Source organism: Variovorax sp. TLI9-5A (assembly GCF_056867935.1).
This window is the reverse complement of the sequence record NZ_CP200310.1, coordinates 1,773,726-1,795,206: the sequence shown is the minus strand read 5'-3', so window position 1 is coordinate 1,795,206 and position 21,481 is coordinate 1,773,726. Positions and strand designations below refer to the sequence as shown.

Here is a 21,481-nt window from a genome sequence, read left to right as displayed (position 1 = left end):
CTCGGAGCCACACCGCTTGCACTAGCGACAGGATCGAACCATGTCTTTGTCCATCTGGGCCAGGATTCGCCTGCCGGTTGTGATTTTCATCATCGGCACAGCGCTGTCGATCGCCCTCGGAATCTCTGCCCATCAGGAAATCGGGCGAAGCGCACGGACGCGTTTCGACGCGACCGCCCTCGACCTAGCGCGGAAGGTCGAAGGTCGATTCGACGATTACGTCGCCGTCCTGATCGGCCTGCGCGCGCGATTCAACACCTCCGACGCGGTGACCCGGAGCGACTTCCGGGACTACGTTACAGGGCTGAACCTGCCCAGCGCTTACCCCGGCTTCCAGGCCGTCAACTACGCCCCCCGCATCGCGCCCGGCGACAAGCTGCGCTTCGAGGAACAGGTGCGCGGCGATGCCAGTCTCGACGCTGCCGTCGCCTCCGGCTTCGCCATCAAGCCGCGCGGCGAGCGGGACATCTATTACCCGCTGATCTTCATCGAACCGCTGGCCGGCAACGAGAAACTGCTCGGCAACGACCTGGGCGCCATGCCCGACCGGGGGGACGCGCTCGAGCAAGGGCGTGACACCGGCGGGCTCGTCACCTCGGGGCGCAAGATCCGCATCGCGGGGCGCGAGTCCGACGTCGGGCTGGCGATGCGGCTGCCGGTGTATCGCCCGAAGATGCCGATCGACACGCTGGAGCAGCGGCGCCAGGCCTACATGGGTTCGGTGGGCGCGGGCTTCAGCATCACGGGAATGCTGCGCGACGTGATCAGCATCGAGGCCGCGAAGACGCTGCGGCTGCGCCTGGCTGACGCCGGGCCGGGCAAGGGGCCGATCGGAACACGCATCGAGACCCGGTTCGTGGCACCGGTCACGTTCGGCGAGCGCGAGCTGCTGTTCGACAGCGCGACGCTGGCGAAGCCGGTTGCCGAGCCGGCGCACAGCCTGGAGCGCATGCTCGGCTTCGAACTGGGCGGCCACTCCTGGCTGGTGGAAGTCAGGCAGGACGAGAACCAGATCCTCGGCCCGCTGGACAAGTCCATCCCCTGGCTCGTCTTCTTCGGCGGCCTGGCCACCAGCGCGCTGCTGGCCGGCATCATGCTGTCGCTGGCCACCACGGGCAGCCGGGCCCAGGTCCTGGCGGACGAGATGACCAGCAACCTGCGCGCGAGTGAAAGACAGCTGGAAGACGCCCAGCAGTTGGCCAGCCTGGGCAGCTGGACCCTCGACCCCGAAACCGGCGCGCTGCAATGCTCCGAGGAAGCGCGGCGCATCCTGGGCTTCGCGGGCGACCCCTTGCCGCTGGACCTGCACGCCCTGCTCTCGCGTGTGCCGAACATGGAACGCAGCACGGTCGAACGGCAGATCGCGCTGGCCACCCAGTCGACGGAGCGCAGCGAGTTCGAGCACCGCCTGTGCCTGCCCGACGGCACCGAGCGCTGGCTCCACGTCATCGCGCAGTCGGTCGAAGACGCGGGCAAGCGGCTGGTGCGCGGCACGGTGCGCGACGCCACGCGTCCGCGCAAGGATGCGCTGCGCCAGAAGCTCGAATACAAGATCGCGCGCCTGCTTGCCGGCGACGGCAGGACCGAGACGGTGATCGCGCTGGCGCTGGAGGCGATCTGCACCGACCTGCGCTGGGACTGCGGCGCGCTGTGGAGCGTCGGCGAGGACGGCCTGGCTCACTGCACCGTGGCCTGGCATGCCGACAACGACCCGGTGGTGCGGCGCTTCGTCGAGGCCAGCCGCCTGCTCACCTACCGCTCCGGCGAAGGCTCGCTGGGCCGTGCGTGGGGCATCGGCAGCGTCGTGCGCATCGACACGCAGGCTTCTCCGAGCCATTTCGCCCGCGACGCGATGGCCCACGAGGCAGGGCTGACCACCGGCCTGGTCGTGCCGATGGTTGCGCCCGAGGCGACCACGGCGCTGGAGCTTTTCGGCGCCAGTCCGTACGTCGCGGACGCCGAGACGCTGGAGTCGCTGCGCGTCATCGCATTGCAGATCGTGCAGTACCGGCAGCGCAAGCAGGCCGAGAAGACCCTTCGCTTCATGGCCAGCCATGACGAGCTGACGGGGCTGCTCAACCGCGCGGCGCTGCAGCACGAGCTTGCCCGCGCCATCCGGCGCGCCAACCGGCAGGAGAAGCTGTTCGCCGTGATGTTCGTCGACCTGGACCGCTTCAAGCACATCAACGACACGCTGGGCCACGGCGTGGGCGACGAGATGATCAAGACCTGCGGCAAGCGCTTCACGGCGCTGTTGCGCGACACCGACGTGGTGGCGCGCTTCGGCGGCGACGAGTTCGTGCTGCTGATGGAGAACCTCGACAGCGCGAGCGAAGCCGCGGTGCTCGCCGAAAAGATCCTGGAGTGCTGCGCCGAGCCCTTCGTCATCGAGGGACGCGAGCTGCACGTCAGCGCCAGCGTGGGCGTGAGCGTCTATCCGGAGAACGGCGGCGATGCCGAGACGCTTTTGAAGAACGCCGACACCGCGATGTACCGCGCCAAGGAAAAGGGCCGCAACACCTATCGCTTCTACGCCGCGAAGATGAATGCGCAGAGCACCGAGCAGCTGATGCTGGAGAGCGCGCTGCGCCATGCGCTGGAGCGCGGCGAGCTGGAAATGCACTACCAGCCGAAGATGAACCTGCAGACGCAGCGCATCGTCGGCGTGGAGGCGCTGATGCGCTGGCACCATCCGGTGCTCGGCATGATTCCGCCGGTGCAGTTCATTCCGATCGCCGAGGAGCTCGGCCTGATCGTCTCGATGGGCAAGTGGGCACTGGAAAAAGCCTGCACCGACGCGCTCGCATGGCAGAAGCACGGCCTGCCAGAGATACTGACCAGCGTCAACCTGTCGCCGCGACAGTTCGAGAGCCGCACGCTCGTGGCCGACGTCAAGGCCATCCTGGAATCATCGGGCCTCGATCCGTCGCTGCTGGAGCTTGAGATCACCGAGAGCGCGATGATGGCGAACCCCGAGCACGCGGCGAAACTGCTGCGGGCCATCCGCGACATGGGCGTGGGCCTGGCCATCGACGATTTCGGAACGGGGTATTCCTCGCTCTCGTACCTGAAGCACTTTCCGCTGTCGACGGTCAAGATCGACCGCTCCTTCATCAACGACCTCTCGCAGGACGCCGATGCGCGCGCGCTCATCGACGGAATCATCACGCTGGCCCACGGGCTGCGGATGAAGGTGGTGGCCGAGGGCGTCGAGACCGCCGTCCAGTTCAACTACCTGCACAGCCACGGATGCGACGAAGCCCAAGGCTACTGGCTGTGCAAGCCCGTGCCCGCGGACGAGGCACGCGATTTCATGGCGCGTCACCTGCGCAACCAGTTTGTCCCGTCGGTGGCGGCCTGAGGGCCGCAGCACCGTCGCGGCAATCGTTACCGGGCACGTTCGCTCGGGCTTCCCCGCAACTTCACAGGAGCATTCATGACCGATTCAACCCAGAGCAAGACATTGGAGCAGACGATCGCCGCGATCCACGCGCTCGACCTGACCCCGATCAAGTTCAAGGCCAGCCGCAAGGAGGACGGCTACGGCTGGTCGACAAGCTACGCCGACCAGATGGAAGTGGCCTACAAGCGCTATCTGATCCTGCACGCAAAGCACCCCGAGCTGACGCTCGCACCCGAGCAGGACGTCGACCGCTTCTGGCACATGCACATCCTCGACACGAGGAAATACGCGGCCGATTGCGAGGCCACCTTCGGATATTTCCTGCATCACTTTCCGTACCTCGGCCTGCGCGGCGAGGACGACGCGAAGGCGCTGGAGGCAGCCTTCCAGCAGATGCAGCAACTGCTTGCCGAGGAGTTCGGCGAGCCCATGCCCGCGCTCCAGCACGCGGCGGTGAAGGATTCGGCTGCCTGGTGCTCGCTGGAAGCAGGCAAGGCCTCGGCTGCCTGGTGTTCGCTGGAGGCGGGCAAGCCTCAAGCAGCGTGGTGTTCGCTCGAAGCTGGCAAGCCTCAAGCAGCGTGGTGTTCGCTCGAAGCTGGCAAACCTCAAGCAGCGTGGTGTTCGCTCGAAGCTGGCAAACCTCAGGCAGCGTGGTGTTCGCTCGAAGCTGGCAAACCTCAGGCAGCGTGGTGTTCGCTCGAAGCCGGCAAACCTCAGGCAGCGTGGTGTTCGCTCGAAGCCGGCAAACCTCAGGCAGCGTGGTGCTCGCTCGAAGCCGGCAAGCCTCAGGCCGCGTGGTGCTCGCTGGAGACGGGCAAGGCTTCGGCTGCCTGGTGTTCGCTGGAAGCCGGCAAGCCTCAAGCGGCGTGGTGTTCGCTCGACAAGGAAGGCGCAGTCGCTCCTGCCCTTGCGCCACGGCCCTCGGCCCAGGCTGGCGCGGCGGCCACGGCGAACAGCTGAGAGAACGGCCGGCTTATCCGCAGTAGGCGCGGACGATCTTGCCGCTGGCCGGGTCCGTCTCGATGGTCACGCGCTCGCGGCGGTAGTCCATCGTCACGGGCTGGCCCGGCTGGATCTGGCGGACGATGGATGCGCCGGTCGCCTGCCGGGCATCGGTGTCGCTGATGCGGTTCTTTCCTGTGAGGGCAGCTGCGGCGTCCTGACGGCACGCGGCTGGCGCGCCGCTGTCCTTTGCCTGCGGTGCCGAGCAGGCGGTGATCGACAGAATCGCCAGCGTCAGGGCTGCGCCCGGAATCAGCCTGGGATGGAGCTTCATGGCAAATCCTTTCCTGGAAATACGAGGAGTCTTGTCAGCTCGTCGGCCCAAAAGAAAACGGCCTGATCCACGTTTTACATGGATCAGGCCGTCATTTTTTGGAGGAGAGGGAGGGATTCGAACCCTCGGTACTATCGCTAGTACGCCTGATTTCGAGTCAGGTACATTCGACCACTCTGCCACCTCTCCGGTGCTGTCGAGCCTGCGATTCTAGCAGACAAAAACGGGGCTTTTGAAGCCCCCCGTGGTCAGGCCTTCAAAACTTCGAGTCCGCCGAGGTATGGCCGCAGTGCCGCCGGCACGTTGATCGAGCCGTCTTCGTTCTGGTGGTTTTCGAGCACGGCCACGAGCGTGCGGCCCACTGCCAGGCCCGAGCCGTTGAGCGTGTGCACGAGTTCGTTCTTGCCTTGCGCGTTCTTGAAACGGGCCTGCAGGCGGCGCGCCTGGAAGGCTTCGCAGTTCGAGACCGAGCTGATCTCGCGGTAGGTGTCCTGCGCGGGCAGCCAGACTTCGAGGTCGTAGGTCTTGGTCGAGCCGAAGCCCATGTCGCCGGTGCACAGCAGCACGACGCGGTACGGCAGTTCCAGCGCCTGCAGCACGGCCTCTGCGTGGCCGGTCATCTGCTCGAGCGCGTCGTAGCTCTTCTCGGGGTGCACGATCTGCACCATCTCGACCTTGTCGAACTGGTGCTGGCGGATCATGCCGCGCGTGTCGCGGCCCGCGCTGCCGGCTTCGGAGCGAAAGCACGGCGTGTGCGCCGTGAGCTTGATGGGCAGCTGCGACTCGGCCACCACCTCGTCGCGCACGAAGTTCGTGAGCGGCACTTCGCTGGTCGGAATGAGGTACAGCGCCGAGTGGTCCGGCGCGGGCTCGCCGTCCTGGCCGCCCTTCTTCGCGGCGAACAGGTCGCCCTCGAACTTGGGCAACTGGCCGGTGCCGCTCAGCGTGGCGGCGTTGACGATGTACGGCACGTAGCACTCGCTGTAGCCGTGCTTCTCGGTCTGGATGTCGAGCATGAACTGCGCGAGCGCGCGGTGCAGGCGGGCGATCGGACCCTTCATGACAGTGAAGCGCGAGCCCGAGAGCTTGGCGCCCATTTCGAAATCAAGGCCCAGCGGTGCGCCGAGGTCGACGTGGTCCTTGGGCGTGAAGGCCAGCGGCGTTGCGCTGGCGCCGGCACCGCCCTTCGGTGCCCAGCGGCGTATTTCGACATTGCCGGTCTCGTCCTCGCCGACCGGCACGCTGGCGTGCGGCAAATTGGGCACGGCCAGCAGCAGCGCGTGCAGCTCGGGCTGGATCTCGTCCAGACGCTTCGATTGCGATTCCTGCTCGGCCTTCAGCGCGTTGACTTCGGCCATCAGCGCATCGGTCGACTCGCCCTTGGCCTTGAGCGGGCCGATCTGCTTGTTCAGCGTGTTGCGGCGAGCCTGGATTTCTTCGGTGCGGGTCTGCAGCGTCTTGCGCTCGGCCTCGAGCGAGGTGAACGCCGACACGTCGAGATACGGCTGGTTCTTCTTGCGTTTTTCGAGGCCGGCCACTGCGGAGGCCAGGTCTTTGCGGAGCAGGGTGATGTCAAGCATGGGGGGATTTTAGGTGGGCGTAGCATCGGCGCCCCACCAACCCACCTCAAAGGGATTCAGCGATGGAAGCCTATCTGACATTCAACGGCAACGCCGCCGAGGCGCTCGCCTTCTACGCCAAGGCACTGGACGGCAAAATCGCCTTCAGCATGACCTTCGGCGAGAGCCCCGCGGGCAACGAGACGCCCGCCGCCTACAAGGACAAGATCATGCACGCCACGCTCGAGGCCCGCGGCCACAAGCTGATGGCCTCCGACGCCCCGCCCGAGTGGCCCTTCGAGGGCTACAAGGGCTTCTCGCTGTCGGTACAGGCCAACAACGTGGACGAGGGCAAGAAGCTGTTCGACGCGTTGGCCGAAGGCGGCAAGGTCACGATGCCCTATGGTCCCCAGTTCTGGGCCACGGGCTTCGGCATGCTCACCGACAAATTCGGTGTCGCGTGGATGGTGAACTGCGAGAAATGAAGGCTCCCCGGCTTTTCACTGAGCTTCGCTCCGTGTAATTCGCCCCCGAGAGGGAGGCGCGGCCCGGCGGCGGCCGCCTAAGCCGTTCAGGCGACCGTCGCGGGATCGACGTTCGCCCCGCAGACGATCAGACAGACCTTCTCGCCCGCACGCGGCACATAGGCGCCGGTCTGCAGAGCCGCCAGCGGCAGCGCGGCCGCCGGTTCCACGGCCAGCTTCAGCTCCTTCCAGAGCCACTGCTGCGCCGCGCGGATGGATTCGTCGGACAACAGCAGCGCGTCCTGCACCTGCTGCTGCGTGATTTCCCAGGCGATGGCGCCGATGCGGCGCGCGCCCAGCGAATCGGCGGCGATGCCGCCCACCTCCACGTCGACCGGCTCGCCGGCCTCGCGGGCGCGGAACAGCGTAGGCGCCTTCTCGGGCTCAAGTGCGACCACGCGGGCACGCTTCTCGAACCAGCCGGCGAGACCGCCGATCAGGCCACCGCCGCCCACGCTCACCAGCACGGAGTCGGGCAAGCCGCCCTGCTGCTCGATCTCGCGGCCCAGCGTGCCGGCGCCGGCCACCACTTCGGGCTGGTCATAGGCGTGGGTGAGCAAGGCGCCCGATTCCTTCTGGCGCGTCAGGCAGGCGGCCAGCGCATCGGGGTACAGCTCGCCGACGACGACCACCTCGGCGCCCAGGGCACGCAGCCGCGCGCGCTTGGCTTCGGGCGACACGCCCGGCAGGAACACCTGGCAGGGCACGCCCAGCGCACGCGCCGCGGCAGCGGTGGCGATGCCCGCGTTGCCGCCCGAGGCCACGATCACACCGCTTTGCGGGATGTCGTTGGCCAGCAGCCGGTTCATCATGCCACGCGCCTTGAAGCTGCCGCTGACCTGCATGTGCTCGAGCTTGAGCCAGATCTCCGCGCCCGGCGCATCGATGCCGAGAGCGGCTGCCGGCAGCTTCCACAGCGGGGTTTCGCGCAGGAAGTGGCCGGCGCGCTCGCCCAGCCGTTGCGTTGCGCTATCTATTTCGGAGCGCCAGTCGGTGGTTTTTGTGTTGTTCAAGAAATGTGTCCAGGAGGCGGAATGTCGTCGAGCTTGAGGCCCTTGGGCAGCGGGAACTTGATGGTTTCCTCGATGCCGTCCATCTTGCGCACCGAGACCGCGCCGAACGCGCGCACGCGGTCGATCACCTCGCGCACCAACACCTCGGGCGCAGAGGCGCCGGCGGTGATGCCGACGCGCGCCTTGCCCTCGAACCACTCGGGCCTGAGCTCGGCGGCCGAATCGACCATGTAGCTCTCGGTGCCCAGGCGCTGCGCCAGTTCGCGCAGGCGGTTGCTGTTGGAGCTGGTGGGGCTGCCGACCACGATCACGAGGTCGACCTGCGGGCTCATGATCTTCACCGCGTCCTGGCGGTTCTGGGTGGCGTAGCAGATGTCCTGCTGCTTGGGCTCGCGCACCTTGGGGAAGCGCGCGCGCACGGCAGCGGCGATGTCGGCGGCGTCGTCCACGCTGAGCGTGGTCTGCGTGACCACGGCGAGCTTGTCGGTCTGCGCCGGGGCGACCCTGGCCACGTCTTCAACGTCTTCCACCAGGTGGATGCCGCTGGAGAGCTGGCCCATCGTGCCCTCGACCTCGGGGTGCCCCTTGTGGCCGATCATGATGAACTCGTAGCCTTCCTTCGCGAGCTTGGCGACCTCGACGTGCACCTTGGTCACCAGCGGGCAGGTCGCGTCGAAGATCGAGAAGCCGCGGTCGCGCGCCTCCTGCTCGACGGCCTTGCTCACGCCGTGCGCGCTGAACACCAGCGTGGCGCCGGGCGGCACGTCGGAGAGCTCCTCGATGAAGATCGCGCCCTTGGCCTTGAGCTCGTTCACCACGTAGGTGTTGTGCACGATCTCGTGGCGCACGTAGATCGGCGCGCCGAACTTCGCGATGGCGCGCTCGACGATCTCGATGGCGCGGTCCACGCCCGCGCAGAAGCCGCGCGGCTCGGCAAGGATGACGTCGGAAATGCCCGGGTTCATAGCACGCCGATGAGCTTCACTTCGAAGGTCACGGGCTGGCCCGCGAGCGGGTGGTTGAAATCGAAGCGCACCGCGGTGTCGTTCGACTCGATGACCGCGCCCGCGTAGCTGCCCGTGCCGTCGGGCGTGGGGAACTGCACCACGTCACCGACGGCGTACTGCTCGTCGGGGTCGCCCATCTGCGCGAGCAGCTTCCTGGCCACCCACTGCTGCATGTCGGGATTGCGCTCGCCGAAGGCCTCGCCCGCGGGCAGATCGAAGGTGGCGTGCGTGCCCTCTTCCAGGCCCATGAGGCGCTGCTCCATGGCGGGAGAAAGCTCGCCGGTGCCCAGCGACAGGGTCGCGGGCTTGTCGGCGAAGGTGTTGATGATGTCGCCCGCAGGACCGGCCAGCCGGTAGTGCAGGGTGAGAAAAGAGCCGGAATTCACGACTTGGGACATGGAGCAGCTGAGGTGTGCGGAGACGGGGAGGTGTCCCGATAAACTGGCCTCATTTTAAGGACCGGGGCTTCGACCCGGCTCCGCCAAGGTTTCACCCCGGGGTTTCATGTCTTTCAAGGATCTCCCTCTCGACGCCCGCCCGCGCGAAAAACTCATCGCGCGCGGCGCGTCCGCGCTGGCCGACGCCGAGCTGCTGGCCCTGCTGCTGCGCACCGGCGTGGCGGGCAAGAACGTGCTGCAGCTGGCGCAGCAGCTGCTCGAACGCTTCGGCGGGCTCTCGGGACTGCTGCACACCGGCGCCGAAGACCTCAAGTCGGTCAAGGGCCTGGGCGGCAGCGCCAAGCGCTCCGAGCTGATCGCAGTGCTCGAGCTGGCGCGCCGCGCCATGGGCGAGAAGCTGCGCGAGGGCGCGGTGTTCGACTCGCCCGACGCGGTCAAGCAGTACCTGCAGCTGCATATCGGCCCACGTCCCTACGAAGTGTTCGCGGTGGTGTTCCTCGACGTGCAGCACCGCATGCTCGCGCTGGAGGAAATGTTCCGCGGCACGCTCACGCAGACCAGCGTCTATCCGCGCGAGGTGGTCACGCGCGCCATCCACCACCACGCCGCGGCGGTGGTGCTGGCGCACAACCACCCCAGCGGCAACATCGAGCCCTCGCGCGCCGACGAATCGCTCACGCAGACGCTGCGCGCCGCGCTGGCGCTGGTGGACGTGCGGGTACTCGACCACATCATCGTGAGCCCCGGCCAGAGTTTCTCGATGGCCGAGAAAGGACTGCTCTGATGCCCGCGCGCCCGTCCTCGATCAAGAACCTCGCCGATCTCAAGCAGGTGCAGCGCGCGCTCGCCGAAACCCGCGAGCGCGAAGCCGCCGAGGCAGCGGCCAAGGCGCTGGCCGAGCGCAAGCGCGCGGCCGAGAAAGACCTGTTCACCCGCGCCATCGGCGCCACCGAGCCGCTGCGCCGCAAGGCCGTGGTGCCGCTCGCGCCGGAGCCGCCCGCGCCCATCCCGGTGCAGCACCAGCTCGACGAGCAGCGCGTGCTGCGCGAATCGCTCTCAGACGAATTCGACGTGACCACGCTGCTCGACGTGGACGATGCCATGAGCTTCCGCCGCCCCGGCATCGGCACCGACGTCACCGCGCGGCTGCGCAAGGGCGACTGGGCCATCCAGGCGCAGGTCGACCTGCACGGGCTGCGCAGCGACGAAGCACGCGAAACCTTGGGCGGCTTCATCCGCAACGCCTACAAACAGGGACTGCGCTGCGTGCGCGTGGTGCACGGCAAGGGCCTGGGCTCGCCGGGCAAGCAGCCGGTGCTCAAGACCAAGACGCAGCGCTGGCTGATCCAGAAGAACGAAGTGATCGCCTTCGTGCAGGCCAAACCGGCCGAAGGCGGGGCCGGGGCGCTGGTCGTGCTGCTCGCGCCCGCGCGGCGCTAGGCAGCTTCTTCGGCTCAAGCCAGCAGGTTCTTCAGCGGAACCGAGGCATCGGCCACCGCAGCCGCATCGGGGCTGCGACCCGCTTCGAGCAGCTTGCGGCTCATCATGTGGTCGACCGGCGCGTTCACCGATTCCACGCACACGAGCTGGCCGTCGACGTAGTGGAACAGCGAGAACGCATCGGCCTTCGGACCCGCGCGGCGCACGCTGCTCAGGCCGGGCGTTCCTTCCGCAGGCATCAGGCCCACCATCTGCAGGCGCATGCCGCCCTGGTCGGACCAGAACCACGCGACCGCGTCGTGCGCGCGCGCCTCGCCGGTCAGCGTGGCAACCGCGGTGCGCGCCTGGTCGTTGGCGTTCTGCACCGATTCGAGCCGCAGCGCGCGGCCCGCGCGGCGATCAGGGAAGCGCGTGCAGTCGCCCACCGCGAGCACGCCGGCCGCGCTGGTCTGCATGTGGCCGTTGACCACGATGCCGTCCGCGCATTCGATGCCCGCCGCCTGCGCAAGCGCGGTCTCGGGCACGGCGCCGATGCCCAGCAGCAGCAGGTCGACCGGCTGCTTCACGCCGTTGACCTGCAGCGACACCAGCCGATCGCCCTCGACCTCGAAGGCGCCGGTCTGCGCGCCGAGCACGATGTCGATGCCCGCCGCGCGGTGCGTGGCCAGCACGTGCGCCGAAAGTTCGGGCGACACGGCGCGGCCCAGCAGGCGCGGTGCGCTCTCGATGACCTGCACCGTCTTGCCCAGCGCCTTGGCGGTGGCCGCCACTTCGAGGCCGATGAAGCCGCCGCCGAGCACAGTCACCCTCTCCGCCGCCGCGAGCCGCGTGCGCAGGCGATGCGCCTCGTCGGCCGCACGCAGGCTGGCGACGTTCTCCAGGCCCGGCTTCAGGTCGGGCATCTGGCGCGCTCGCGTGCCGGTGGCCAGCACCAGTTGCTCCCAGGGAAGCACCGCGCCCGAGCGCAGCGTCACGGTGTGCGCCTCGCGGTCGATGGCCACGGCCGCATCGCCCAGGTGCAGCGTGATACCTGCCTCGCGATACCAGTCGGCGGCCTTGTGGGGCTGCGTGGTTTCCTCCGCGCTCTTCAGGAAAGCCTTGGACAGCGGCGGGCGGTGATAGGGCTCGCAAGCCTCCTCGCAGACCAGGTGCACGCGCGCGCCCTGCCCGGCTTCAGCAAGGCCGGCGCAGAGCTGGGCCGCGGCGTGGCCGCCGCCGATGATGACGATGGAATTCATGATGGGAGAGCGTCTTTCGAAATCGTTGCTTGTATGTTCGGCCGTGCGGTCACTCGCCTCTGTTGCGCATCCAGTCAGCGGTCTTGAAGAAGGAGTCGCGAAGGCGCGCGCGCAGGTCTTCGGGCACGCCCGTCTCGCCCATCGCCTGGTCCATGCAGGCCAGCCACTGGTCGCGTTCCTTGATGCCGATGGTGTGGCCGCCGATGCTCTGCGGCAGATGACGCGCGCGCAGCATCGGGTGGCCGAAGCGGTCGGTGTAGTGCTGCGGGCCGCCGAGCCATCCGCACAGGAACCAGAACAGGCGCTGGCGTGCGTTGTCGAGGCTGGTGCCGTGCACCGCGCGCAGCTGGGCGTAGGCGGGTTCGAGGTCCATCAGGTCGTAGAAGCGCTCGACCAGCGCCTCCACTTTTGCTTCGCCGCCGATCCAGTCGAAGGGCGTGCCGGCGGGCGGCTTTTCTTGTATCTGCATGGGCGGGAGTATCCCTTGAGGGGCCTGCTAGAGCTGCACGATGCCCGGAATGCCCACGTCGGGGTTCACGTCGGCCTCGTAGTCCACGCCCTCCACGGCGAAGCCGAAGAGCCGCAGGAACTCGGTCTTGTAACCCGCGAAGTCAGTGAGCTCGTACAGATTTTCCTTGGTCACCTGCGGCCACAGCTCGAGCACGCGGGACTGCACCTGCGGCGCCAGTTCCTTGTAGTCGGCGCGCAGGCGGCCTTCGGCGTCGATGTGCGGTGCGCCGCCGTAGAGGCTCTCGGCGTAGAGGCCGTGCACCTGCTCGATGCAGCCCTCGTGCACGCTCTGCTCCTTCATCACCTTGAAGAGCAGCGACAGGTACAGCGGCATCATCGGAATGGCCGAGCTGGCCTGCGTAACCACCGCCTTGAGCACCGACACGCGCGCGTCGCCGCCCTTGGCCGCCAGTTGCGCGCGGATGCCCAGCACCTTCTGGTCGAGGTCCTTCTTGGCCGCGCCGATGGAGCCGTTCCAGTAGATGTCGTGCGTGATCTGCTCGCCCAGGTAGGTGAAGGCCGTCGTCTTCGCGCCGTCGGCGAGCACGCCGGCCTGCTGCAGCACGTCGATCCACATCTGCCAGTCCTCGCCGCCCATCACGGCCACGGTGTTGTCGATCTCCTCCTGCGTGGCGGGCTCGAGCACCGATTCCTTCACTGTCTCGTTGTCGGTGTCGAGGCCGCGCAGATTCACCGCCTTGCCCACGGGCTTGAGCACCGAGTTGAAGACCTGCCCGGTCTTCGGATGCGTGCGACGTGGCGCGGCCAGGCTGTAGACGACGAGGTCGACCTGCCCCAGGTCGGCGCGGATGGTGTCGATGACCTGCTGCTTCACCGCATCGGAAAAGCCGTCGCCGTTGATGCTCTTCGCATAGCGGCCCTCGGCGTGCGCGGCGCGCTCGAAGGCGGCGGTGTTGTACCAGCCGGGCGAGCCGGGCTTGGTCTCGCTGCCGGGGCGTTCCAAGAAGACGCCCAGCGTGTCGGCGCCGCAGCCGAAGGCGGCGGTGATGCGCGCGGCGAGGCCGTAGCCGGTCGATGCGCCGATCACCAGCACCTTCTTCGGGCCGCCCTCGATGGCGGGCTTCGCCTTGACGTATTCGATCTGCTGGCGGACGTTGGCTTCGCAGCCGGCGGGATGGGAGGTGACGCAGATGAAGCCGCGCACGCGGGGTTTGATGATCATGAGGATCTCGCTCGAAGAGATGCGGAAAGAAGGCGCCGGAAGCGCGTTTTTGCGCCGCGAATTTAACCCAGCCCGCCAAAGCCCTCTTCAGCTCGACCATATGCATATGTCGATTGACGATTTAATAATCAGGGGTTTTATTGATATGGTCTCGCCCCTCTGCTTTCCACCAAGGAGAAGAACATGCGCCTGAACCTGATTGCCGCCGCGGCCCTCGCGGCTTCCACTTTCCTGATCGGCACCGCCGCCCATGCCGACCAATTGGCCGACATCAAGAAGAAGGGCGAACTGGTCGTCGGCGTGCTCGGCACGGACGAGCCCGCGACCTTCGTCGACCCCAAGACCCGCCAGATCGTCGGCTACGAGGTGGACCTGGTGAACGCCATCGCGAAGAAGATCGGCGTGAAGCCGGTGCTCAAGCAGATCGCGGTGGCCGCGCGCATTCCCGAGCTCCAGCAGGGCCACGTCGACCTGGTGGCCGCCGGCCTCACGCACAACAAGGAGCGCGAGGCGCAGATCGACTTCTCGCTCACCACCTTCGTCACCGGCCAGAAGGCCCTCGTGAAGAAGGACAGCGGCATCACCGAGGTGCCGCAGCTCTCCGGCAAGAAGGTGCTGACCATCCGCGGCGGCACGCAGGAGCCGAACATCCGCAAGGCCGTGCCCAACGTGGAGGTCGTGACCTTCGACACGAGCCAGCAGGCCTTCCAGGCCCTGCAGCAGGGCAAGGGCGTGGGCTACGTGGACGACGAGGCCGCGCTGCTGCGCAGCTACGCCAAGCTGGGCCCGCAGAAGGCGCAGTACGTGGTGCTCAAGCAGAATCTGAGCACCGAGGCGCTGGCCATCGGCATCAAGAAGGGTGAGAGCGGCCTGAAGGCAGTGGTGGACGACACGCTGCGCGAGCTCGAGAAGTCGGGCGAGGCGCAGAAGATCTTCGTCAAGTGGTACGGCCCGGACACGGCCTCGGGCTTCCAGTCGCGCGACTTCAAGCTCGACTCCGACAAGATCGACTGAGCCCGCGTTTCTCCTTCCCCCACTGGGGGAAGGTAGGGATGGGGGCATGCGGCCTCCGCATGAGTGCCGCGTCTTTCCAGGCGCCGCCGTGCCCCCCACCCCAACCCTCCCCCCAGCGGGGAGAGAGCCAAGACCCCCTGCGGCAGTGATACTGTCGCCCCCCATGCCCCTGTTCGACTATTCCTTGCTGCTGACCGGCAAGTACCACGACATGCTTGTCGCCGGCCTGCTGCTGTCGCTGCAACTGCTCGCGGCCTCGCTGGTGCTGGCGCTGCCCATCGCGCTGGTGGTGGCGCTGCTTCGGCTGTCGCCCTTCGCGCCGCTGCGCTGGGTGGGCTTCGCGTATGTCGAGTCGATCCGCAACATTCCGCTGCTGGCGCACATGCTCTTCTGGTACTTCGGCGCACCCGAGCTGCTGCCGGAGGACATCAAGCAATGGCTCTACGCGGGGCACATCGAGGCCTACAGCGCCGTCATCGCGCTGGCGCTCTACACGGCGGCCTTCATGGCGGAGGACATCCGAAGCGGCATCCGCGCGATTCCGACGGTGCAGTTCGAGGCCGGCCGCGCGATGGGTTTCAGCTACCTGGCCACCATGCGCCGCGTGGTGCTTCCGCAGGCGCTGCGCGTGACCATTCCGCCGCTCATCTCGCAGACGCTGAGCCTTTGGAAGAACACTTCCATCGCCACCGTGATCGGCGTGGCCGAGCTGATGTACCAGGCCGGCCAGGTCGAGAGCGCGACCTTCCGCAGCTTCGAGTCCTTCGCGTTCGCGAGCGCGGCCTACCTGACGGTGTCGCTGGCCATCACCGGACTTGCCACCTGGTATCACCACCGTTACCCGGTGCGGACGATCTGAGGAAGGCGACGGCGCGATGCTTCAGATCATCAACGACTACTGGGTCTACTTCCTCATCGGCCAGTACCCGAACGGTCCGCTCGGCGGGCTGGTGCTCACGCTGATCCTCGCCTCCTGCGGCCTGGTGCTGGCGCTGCCGCTGGGCATCGTGCTCGGGCTGGCGCGGGTGAGCCCGTGGCGCTGGCTGCGCTGGCCGGTCACGGGCTTCGTGTTCGTGGTGCGCGGGCTGCCGCTGCTGATGGTGATCTTCTGGGCCTACTTCTTCCTGCCCAGCGTCACCGGCGTGAAGACCGACCAGTTCACCACCATGCTGATCGCGCTGGTGGTGTTCGACGCCGCCTACCTCGCCGAGATCGTGCGCGCCGGCATCCAGGGCCTGCCGCGCGGGCAGATGGAAACCGCCCGTGCGCTGGGCCTGGGCTACGGCGCCGCGATGCGCCTCGTGGTGCTGCCACAGGCGCTGCGCAGCATGCTGCCCTCGCTGGTGAACCAGTTCGTCTCGACCATCAAGGAAACCTCGCTGGGCTACATCATCGGGCTGGCCGAGGTGTCGTTCATCGCGACGCAGATCAACACGCAGGTGTTCACCAAGCCGGCGCAGATCTACCTCATATTGGGCGGGACGTATTTCATCCTGTGCTTCGGCCTCTCGCGCTTCGCCTATTGGCTGGAGCGCCGGCTCGCGCGCCGCGGCATCTCCACCGCCGCCACCAAGGTGTCCGCATGATCGAACTCGAAAAAGTCAACAAGTGGTACGGCAGCTACCACGCGCTGGTCGACGTGACCGAAACCATCCACAAGGGCGAGGTCGTCGTGGTGTGCGGGCCCTCGGGCTCGGGCAAGTCGACGCTGATCCGCACCTTCAACCGGCTGGAGCCGATCCAGTCGGGCCGCATCGTGGTGGACGGCCAGGACATCCACGCGCCGGGCCTGGACGTGAACGAATTCCGCTCGCGCATCGGCTTCGTGTTCCAGCAGTTCAACCTGTTTCCGCATCTCACGGTGCTGCAGAACTGCACGATGGCGCCGATGCAGCTGCGCGGCCTCACGCGCAAGCAGGCCGACGAACGCGCGATGGCGCTGCTGCACCGCGTCGGTCTGTCGAACAAGGCCAACGCCTGGCCCGGCGAGCTCTCGGGCGGCCAGCAGCAGCGCGTGGCGATCGCCCGCGCGCTCGCGATGCAGCCGCCGCTGATGCTGTTCGACGAACCCACCAGCGCGCTCGACCCCGAGATGGTCGGCGAGGTGCTTCTGGTGATGCGCGACCTCACGCGCGATGGCATGACCATGGTCTGCGTGACGCACGAGATGGGTTTCGCGCGCGAGGTGGCCGACCGGGTGCTCTTCATGGACGAGGGCAAGGTGCTGGAGCGCGCCACGCCCGACGACTTCTTCAACCGGCCGCAGCATCCGCGCGCGCAGCAGTTCCTGGCCGACATCCGCTCCCCCTTCGCGAGAGACGCATGACCAAGATGGAAGACAACGCCCTCCCCCTCATCGACGTGTCCGCGCTCGTCGCGGGCACCGCCGCACGCGACGCCGTCGCCGCGCAGATCGGCGCCGCCTGCCGCGCACACGGCTTCTTCTACGTGACCGGCCACGGCGTCGACCCGGCGCTGGTGAAGCGGCTCGAAGAACTGAGCCACCGCTTCTTCGAGCTGCCCGAGGAAACCAAGATGCGCTGGCGCATGGCCCTGGGCGGGCGCGCCTGGCGCGGCTACTTTCCGTTGGGCGGCGAGCTGACCTCGGGCCGGCCCGACTGGAAGGAAGGCCTCTACCTCGGCACCGAGTTGCCCGCCACACATCCGCTGGTGCAGGCGAAGACGCCGGTGCATGGGCCCAACCTGTTTCCCGAGGTGCCGGGCTTTCGCGAGACCATCCTCGACTACATGCAGGCCGTCACGCAGCTGGGCCACCGGCTGATGGAAGGCATCGCGCTGAGCCTGGGCCTCGACGCCGGCTATTTCGCGAAGCGCTACACGGCCGACCCGCTGATCCTGTTCCGTCTCTTCAACTACCCGTCGCAGCCGGTGCCCGAGGGCCTCGACGTGCAATGGGGCGTGGGCGAGCACACCGACTACGGGCTGCTGACGATCCTGCACCAGGACCACATCGGCGGCCTCGCCGTGCACACGCCGGGCGGCTGGATCGACGCGCCGCCGATGGCGGGCTCCTTCGTCTGCAACATCGGCGACATGCTCGACCGCATGACCGGCGGGCTCTACAAGTCGACGCCGCACCGCGTGAAGCGCAACACCTCGGGGCACGACCGGCTGTCGTTTCCGCTGTTCTTCGATCCGAACTTCGAGGCGCGGGTGCAGCGCATCGAGGGCCTCGCGGGAGCGGAAGCGCGCGACGACAGCGCCGAGCGCTGGGACCGCGCCAACGTGCACGCCTTCAGCGGGCGCTACGGCGACTACCTGCTGGCGAAGGTCTCGAAGGTATTTCCGCAGCTGCGCGACGAAGTGCTCTGAGGAGCGGGCGCGGGCAAGAGGCCGGGCTCTTCGAGGAAGACGTCCTCCCATCGCTCGATCTCGGCATCAGGGTCGGAGATGGGCACGAGCTTGTCGCTGCGGCAGTAGAAGGTCCAGCCCTCGAACAGCACGTCGTAGTAGGTGCCAGGCAGGTAGCGCTCGCTCGGCGCTTCATAGGGCGCGGAGACCACCTCCACGATCCGGCCCACGGCACGCTCGGTGAAGGGCGACGCCAGGCAGCTGTCGACCACGTGGCAGAGCGTGCCGATCTTGATCATGCGGGTTGGGGCTTCTGCGCCGCCTGCTGCGGAAACCAGCGCGGCAGGTGCCCCAGCGCGTCGTGCAGCGAATCGAGCACGTGGAAGGCCCGTTCGACGATGGACGCGGGCGGATGCTTCAGGTCGGGCACGACCACCACCCGCAGGCCGGCCGCCAGCGCCGCCTTGGCGCCGTTCTCGCTGTCCTCGAAGGCGATGCATTCGGCCGGGTCCACGCCCAGGCGCTCGGCCGCGAGCAGGTAGAGCGCCGGATCGGGCTTGGCACGCGCCACTTCGTCGCCGCCCGCGAACGCCGAGAAGTGGTGCAGCACGTCGAGACTGCCGAGGCAGGCCTGGATCTGCCCGCTGGTCGAGGAAGAGGCCACGGCGCAGCGCGTGCCGCGTTCGCGCAGCGCCGCCAGGAATTCAGCCGCGCCGGGCTTGATCGGGAACAGCGGCGTGCCGTCGGAGCGCTCCAGCTGCAGCCGCTGGCGCACGAGGCCCACCGCGTGGGTGTAGGCGGCAGGTCCGCCCAGCAGCGAAGCGAGGACCACTTCAGACTCCACCGTGGACAGCCCCACCACTTGCAGGTACTGGCTGTGCGAAAGCTCGATGCCGAGCGTTCGGGCGACATCGATCCAGGCGGCCATGATGGGGCGCTCCGAGTCGATCAGCAGCCCGTCCATGTCGAAGATTGCAGCGGCGAACATCGGGGCATCGTAATGAAAATGAAAAAGGGGCCCGGAAGGCCCCTTTTTCATTGCTGCGCGGAAAGATCTCAGTCCCGCGCCAGCGCCCGGTTCAGGCCCAGCGCCGCCAGCGTGGCGATGGCGCCCGACAGCAGGTAGACGCTGACATAGGCCAGGCCGAAGTGGGCCGAAAGGCCCAGGGCCACCAGCGGGGCGAAGGCCGCGCCGATCAGCCAGGCCACGTCGGCCGTGAGCGCCGCGCCGACGTAGCGGTACTTGGGCGCGAAGTTGGAAGTCACCGCGCCGGCCGCCTGGCCGTACGACAGGCCCAGGATCACGAAGCCCAGCAGGATGAAGATGTCCTGGCCGACACGGCCGCCGTCGAGCAGCGTGGGGGCGAAGCCGCTGAAGGCGGCGATCACCGCGGCCAGGCCGCCCAGCGTGAAGCGGCGGCCGATGCGGTCGGCCAGCAGGCCCGAGGCCACGATGCCGGCGGCGCCGAAGGCCGCGCCGATCATCTGGATCACCAGGAATTCGGTGACCGACTGGTCGGAGTACAGCGTGATCCACGACAGCGGGAACACCGTGATCAGGTGGAACAGCGCGTAGCTGGCCAGCGCGGCGAAGGCGCCGATCAGGATGTTGCTGCCCTGGGAGCTGACCAGCTCGGTGATGCTGGTGGGCTCCAGTTCGCGCTCTTCGAGCAGGCGCGAGTATTCGTCGGTGGCCACGAGGCGCAGGCGGGCGAACAGCGCCACCACGTTGATCGCGAAGGCCACGTAGAAGCTGTAGCGCCAGCCCCAGTCGAGGAAGTCTTCGGACGGCAGGCTGGAATACAGGTAGGCGAACAGCGCGCTGGCGATGAAAAAGCCGATGGGCGCGCCCAGCTGGCCCAGCATGGCGTACCAGCCGCGGCGGTTGGCCGGCGCGTTCAGCGCCAGCAGCGACGGCAGGCCGTCCCACGAACCGCCCAGCGCCAGGCCCTGGCCGAAGCGGAACACCGACAGCAGCACGATGGCCGTGAAGCCCAGGCTGGCATAGCCCGGCAGGAAGGCAATGCCGGCGGTGGAGGTGCCGAGCACGAAGAGCGCCAGCGTGAGCTTGGCTTCCCGACCGAAACGTCGCTGGATCATCATCGAGATGACAGTTCCGAACGGACGCGCGATGAACGCGAAGGAGAAGATCAGGAACGAATAGAGAACGCCCTCGAGGTGCTGCTCGAACGGGAAGAAGACCGCCGGGAACACCAGCACCGAGGCGATGCCGTAGACGAAGAAGTCGAAGTATTCGGAGGCGCGGCCGATGACCACACCGACCGCGATCTCGCCGGGGGCGATGTGCGAGTGGTCGTCGCCCTGCCGGGCGCCGCCGTGATCGGCCGGGTTCGGCAGCGGCTGTGCGCCTTGCGAAATGATGCTGGACGTCGTCATTGCTTGCTGTAATTCAGGTGTAACGCCGCGGCGCGACACCATAAGACCATGGGAGATCCCAGAGCGTCGCACCGAATCACATTTACCGCCATAGGACAAAACGTCCAATAGGCGAAACCCGTCTTCGAGCGTAGATTGTGGGGTCTTTTTGCGTCGCCCCTGCACCTCTTTTCCCCCGGCATGCACATCCTCAAGAACCTTCGCCGAGCACTCCTGCTGCTCTCCGCCATGCTCCTGGCGGGCTGCAACACGGTGCTGATGAACCCATCCGGCGACATCGCCCACCAGCAGGGACGACTGATCGTCGTCTCCACCGTGCTGATGCTGATCATCATCATTCCGGTGATCGCCCTGACCATCTTCTTTGCCTGGCGCTATCGCCAGTCGAACAAGGAGGCCACCTACAGCCCCGACTGGGACCATTCCACCCAGCTCGAGCTGGCGATCTGGGCAGCGCCGCTGCTCATCATCATCGCGCTGGGCGCCATCACCTGGATCAGCACCCACACGCTCGACCCCTACCAGCCGCTGCGCCGCCTCGACGCCCAGCGCGCGATTCCGGCCGAAACCAAGCCGCTGACGGTGGAAGTGGTCGCTCTCGACTGGAAATGGCTCTTCATCTACCCCGAACAGGGCATCGCCACGGTGAACGAGCTGGCCGCCCCGGTGGACCGCCCGATCAGCTTCAAGATCACGGCCTCCTCGGTCATGAACTCCTTCTTCATCCCCGCGCTGGCCGGCCAGATCTATGCCATGCCGGGCATGGAGACCAAGCTGCACGCGGTCATCAACAAGCCGGGCGAGTTCGAAGGCTTCTCCGCCAACTACAGCGGCGCCGGCTTCTCGGGCATGCGCTTCAAGTTCCACGGCCTGAGCAACGAAGGCTTCGACCAGTGGGTCCAGAAGGTCAAGTCCGGCAAGGACGGCGAACTCTCCCGCGCGCTCTACAAGAAGCTCGAAGTGCCCAGCGAGCGCGAGCCCGTGCGCCACTACCCCACCGTTGCATCCGACCTGTACGACGCGATCCTCAACCAGTGCGTGGACCGCAACAAGATGTGCATGAAGGAAATGATGGCCATCGACGCCAGCGGCGGCATGGGCAAGCCCGGCGCCTTCAACGTTGCCACCAAGCAGGCCTGGGACATCGAATCCCTCGATTCGCCCAAGCGCAAGTACGTCACCGCGATGTGCACCACCGAAGAATAAG

The 21,481-nt window shown here is 67.2% G+C and carries 22 protein-coding genes and 1 tRNA gene; 11 read left to right on the top strand and 12 right to left on the bottom strand.

The features are described 5' to 3' along the window. The first annotated feature begins 40 nt into the window (after positions 1-40). Positions 41-3,361, top strand: coding sequence for a bifunctional diguanylate cyclase/phosphodiesterase (locus tag AC1VNX_RS08795; RefSeq protein WP_483156348.1), 3,321 nt, complete (start codon positions 41-43; stop codon positions 3,359-3,361). Between the two features lie 75 nt (positions 3,362-3,436). After that, complete coding sequence (locus tag AC1VNX_RS08790) at positions 3,437-4,363, top strand: glycine-rich domain-containing protein (protein WP_483156347.1); 927 nt, start codon at positions 3,437-3,439, stop codon at positions 4,361-4,363. A gap of 13 nt (positions 4,364-4,376) precedes the next feature. On the opposite strand, the gene AC1VNX_RS08785 is transcribed toward AC1VNX_RS08790, so the two are convergent. From AC1VNX_RS08785 to serS, 3 genes are all read right to left on the bottom strand, one after another. Beyond that, positions 4,377-4,679, bottom strand: coding sequence for an I78 family peptidase inhibitor (locus AC1VNX_RS08785; RefSeq protein ID WP_483156346.1), 303 nt, complete (start codon positions 4,677-4,679; stop codon positions 4,377-4,379). A gap of 99 nt (positions 4,680-4,778) precedes the next feature. Continuing rightward, positions 4,779-4,868 (bottom strand) — tRNA-Ser (locus tag AC1VNX_RS08780). 59 nt (positions 4,869-4,927) lie between these two features. Then, positions 4,928-6,259, bottom strand: coding sequence for a serine--tRNA ligase (gene serS / locus AC1VNX_RS08775; protein ID WP_483156345.1), 1,332 nt, complete (start codon positions 6,257-6,259; stop codon positions 4,928-4,930). Between the two features lie 62 nt (positions 6,260-6,321). Here serS and AC1VNX_RS08770 point away from each other — a divergent pair, with 62 nt between their 5' ends. Continuing rightward, positions 6,322-6,723, top strand: coding sequence for a VOC family protein (locus tag AC1VNX_RS08770; RefSeq protein WP_483156344.1), 402 nt, complete (start codon positions 6,322-6,324; stop codon positions 6,721-6,723). Positions 6,724-6,809: 86 nt separating this feature from the next. Here AC1VNX_RS08770 and AC1VNX_RS08765 read toward each other — a convergent pair whose 3' ends face one another. From AC1VNX_RS08765 to AC1VNX_RS08755, 3 genes are read right to left on the bottom strand one after another with little or no spacing between them, the layout of a single operon-like run. After that, complete coding sequence (locus AC1VNX_RS08765; protein WP_483156343.1) at positions 6,810-7,775, bottom strand: threonine/serine dehydratase; 966 nt, start codon at positions 7,773-7,775, stop codon at positions 6,810-6,812. After that, positions 7,772-8,740: a 4-hydroxy-3-methylbut-2-enyl diphosphate reductase gene (gene ispH / locus AC1VNX_RS08760; RefSeq protein ID WP_483156342.1), complete on the bottom strand. Its 969-nt coding sequence runs from the start codon at positions 8,738-8,740 to the stop codon at positions 7,772-7,774. Before ispH ends, AC1VNX_RS08765 begins: the two co-directional genes overlap by 4 nt. Continuing rightward, positions 8,737-9,180, bottom strand: a complete 444-nt coding sequence (locus tag AC1VNX_RS08755; RefSeq protein ID WP_295986347.1) for an FKBP-type peptidyl-prolyl cis-trans isomerase — start codon at positions 9,178-9,180, stop codon at positions 8,737-8,739. Before AC1VNX_RS08755 ends, ispH begins: the two co-directional genes overlap by 4 nt. Positions 9,181-9,286: 106 nt before the next feature. Here AC1VNX_RS08755 and radC point away from each other — a divergent pair, with 106 nt between their 5' ends. Together radC and AC1VNX_RS08745 are read left to right on the top strand one after the other, a co-directional pair. Continuing rightward, positions 9,287-9,964, top strand: coding sequence for a RadC family protein (gene radC, locus AC1VNX_RS08750; protein ID WP_483156341.1), 678 nt, complete (start codon positions 9,287-9,289; stop codon positions 9,962-9,964). Continuing rightward, the gene (locus AC1VNX_RS08745; RefSeq protein WP_483156340.1) at positions 9,964-10,620 is read left to right on the top strand and encodes a Smr/MutS family protein; all 657 of its coding nucleotides are present in this window, start codon (positions 9,964-9,966) and stop codon (positions 10,618-10,620) included. The genes radC and AC1VNX_RS08745 overlap by 1 nt, the downstream gene beginning before the upstream one ends. Positions 10,621-10,634: 14 nt before the next feature. On the opposite strand, the gene AC1VNX_RS08740 is transcribed toward AC1VNX_RS08745, so the two are convergent. From AC1VNX_RS08740 to fabV, 3 genes are read right to left on the bottom strand one after another with little or no spacing between them, the layout of a single operon-like run. Then, on the bottom strand, positions 10,635-11,858 hold the full coding sequence (locus tag AC1VNX_RS08740; protein ID WP_483156339.1) for an NAD(P)/FAD-dependent oxidoreductase: 1,224 nt from the start codon (positions 11,856-11,858) through the stop codon (positions 10,635-10,637). A gap of 49 nt (positions 11,859-11,907) precedes the next feature. Continuing rightward, positions 11,908-12,327 carry a group II truncated hemoglobin gene (locus tag AC1VNX_RS08735; RefSeq protein ID WP_301504331.1) on the bottom strand — a complete coding sequence of 140 codons (420 nt, stop codon included), beginning with the start codon at positions 12,325-12,327 and terminating at the stop codon, positions 11,908-11,910. A gap of 27 nt (positions 12,328-12,354) precedes the next feature. Beyond that, positions 12,355-13,551, bottom strand: a complete 1,197-nt coding sequence (gene fabV / locus AC1VNX_RS08730; RefSeq protein WP_483156338.1) for an enoyl-ACP reductase FabV — start codon at positions 13,549-13,551, stop codon at positions 12,355-12,357. 183 nt (positions 13,552-13,734) lie between these two features. Between fabV and AC1VNX_RS08725 the strand changes: the two genes are divergently transcribed. From AC1VNX_RS08725 to AC1VNX_RS08705, 5 genes are all read left to right on the top strand, one after another. Continuing rightward, the gene (locus tag AC1VNX_RS08725) at positions 13,735-14,565 is read left to right on the top strand and encodes an ABC transporter substrate-binding protein (protein ID WP_483156337.1); all 831 of its coding nucleotides are present in this window, start codon (positions 13,735-13,737) and stop codon (positions 14,563-14,565) included. 163 nt (positions 14,566-14,728) lie between these two features. Continuing rightward, entirely contained in the window at positions 14,729-15,424 is a 696-nt protein-coding gene (locus AC1VNX_RS08720; RefSeq protein WP_483156336.1) for an amino acid ABC transporter permease, read from the top strand. Positions 15,425-15,440: 16 nt separating this feature from the next. After that, positions 15,441-16,151 (top strand): amino acid ABC transporter permease, encoded by a 711-nt coding sequence (locus tag AC1VNX_RS08715; protein WP_395317043.1) that lies wholly within the window; start codon positions 15,441-15,443, stop codon positions 16,149-16,151. Then, entirely contained in the window at positions 16,148-16,891 is a 744-nt protein-coding gene (locus tag AC1VNX_RS08710; protein WP_483156335.1) for an amino acid ABC transporter ATP-binding protein, read from the top strand. The genes AC1VNX_RS08715 and AC1VNX_RS08710 overlap by 4 nt, the downstream gene beginning before the upstream one ends. Next, the gene (locus AC1VNX_RS08705) at positions 16,888-17,898 is read left to right on the top strand and encodes an isopenicillin N synthase family dioxygenase (protein ID WP_483156334.1); all 1,011 of its coding nucleotides are present in this window, start codon (positions 16,888-16,890) and stop codon (positions 17,896-17,898) included. Before AC1VNX_RS08710 ends, AC1VNX_RS08705 begins: the two co-directional genes overlap by 4 nt. Here AC1VNX_RS08705 and AC1VNX_RS08700 read toward each other — a convergent pair. The 3 genes from AC1VNX_RS08700 to AC1VNX_RS08690 all read right to left on the bottom strand — a co-directional run bounded on the left by AC1VNX_RS08700 (position 17,841) and on the right by AC1VNX_RS08690 (position 20,274). After that, positions 17,841-18,176 carry a hypothetical protein gene (locus AC1VNX_RS08700; RefSeq protein ID WP_483156333.1) on the bottom strand — a complete coding sequence of 112 codons (336 nt, stop codon included), beginning with the start codon at positions 18,174-18,176 and terminating at the stop codon, positions 17,841-17,843. The genes AC1VNX_RS08705 and AC1VNX_RS08700 overlap by 58 nt on opposite strands. Further along, positions 18,173-18,865 carry an HAD family hydrolase gene (locus tag AC1VNX_RS08695; protein ID WP_483156332.1) on the bottom strand — a complete coding sequence of 231 codons (693 nt, stop codon included), beginning with the start codon at positions 18,863-18,865 and terminating at the stop codon, positions 18,173-18,175. Before AC1VNX_RS08695 ends, AC1VNX_RS08700 begins: the two co-directional genes overlap by 4 nt. 68 nt (positions 18,866-18,933) lie before the next feature. Further along, entirely contained in the window at positions 18,934-20,274 is a 1,341-nt protein-coding gene (locus tag AC1VNX_RS08690; protein WP_483156331.1) for an MFS transporter, read from the bottom strand. Positions 20,275-20,454: 180 nt separating this feature from the next. On the opposite strand from AC1VNX_RS08690, the gene cyoA reads away from it, so the two are divergent. Continuing rightward, positions 20,455-21,480 carry a ubiquinol oxidase subunit II gene (gene cyoA / locus AC1VNX_RS08685; protein WP_483156330.1) on the top strand — a complete coding sequence of 342 codons (1,026 nt, stop codon included), beginning with the start codon at positions 20,455-20,457 and terminating at the stop codon, positions 21,478-21,480. Position 21,481 lies beyond the last annotated feature (1 nt).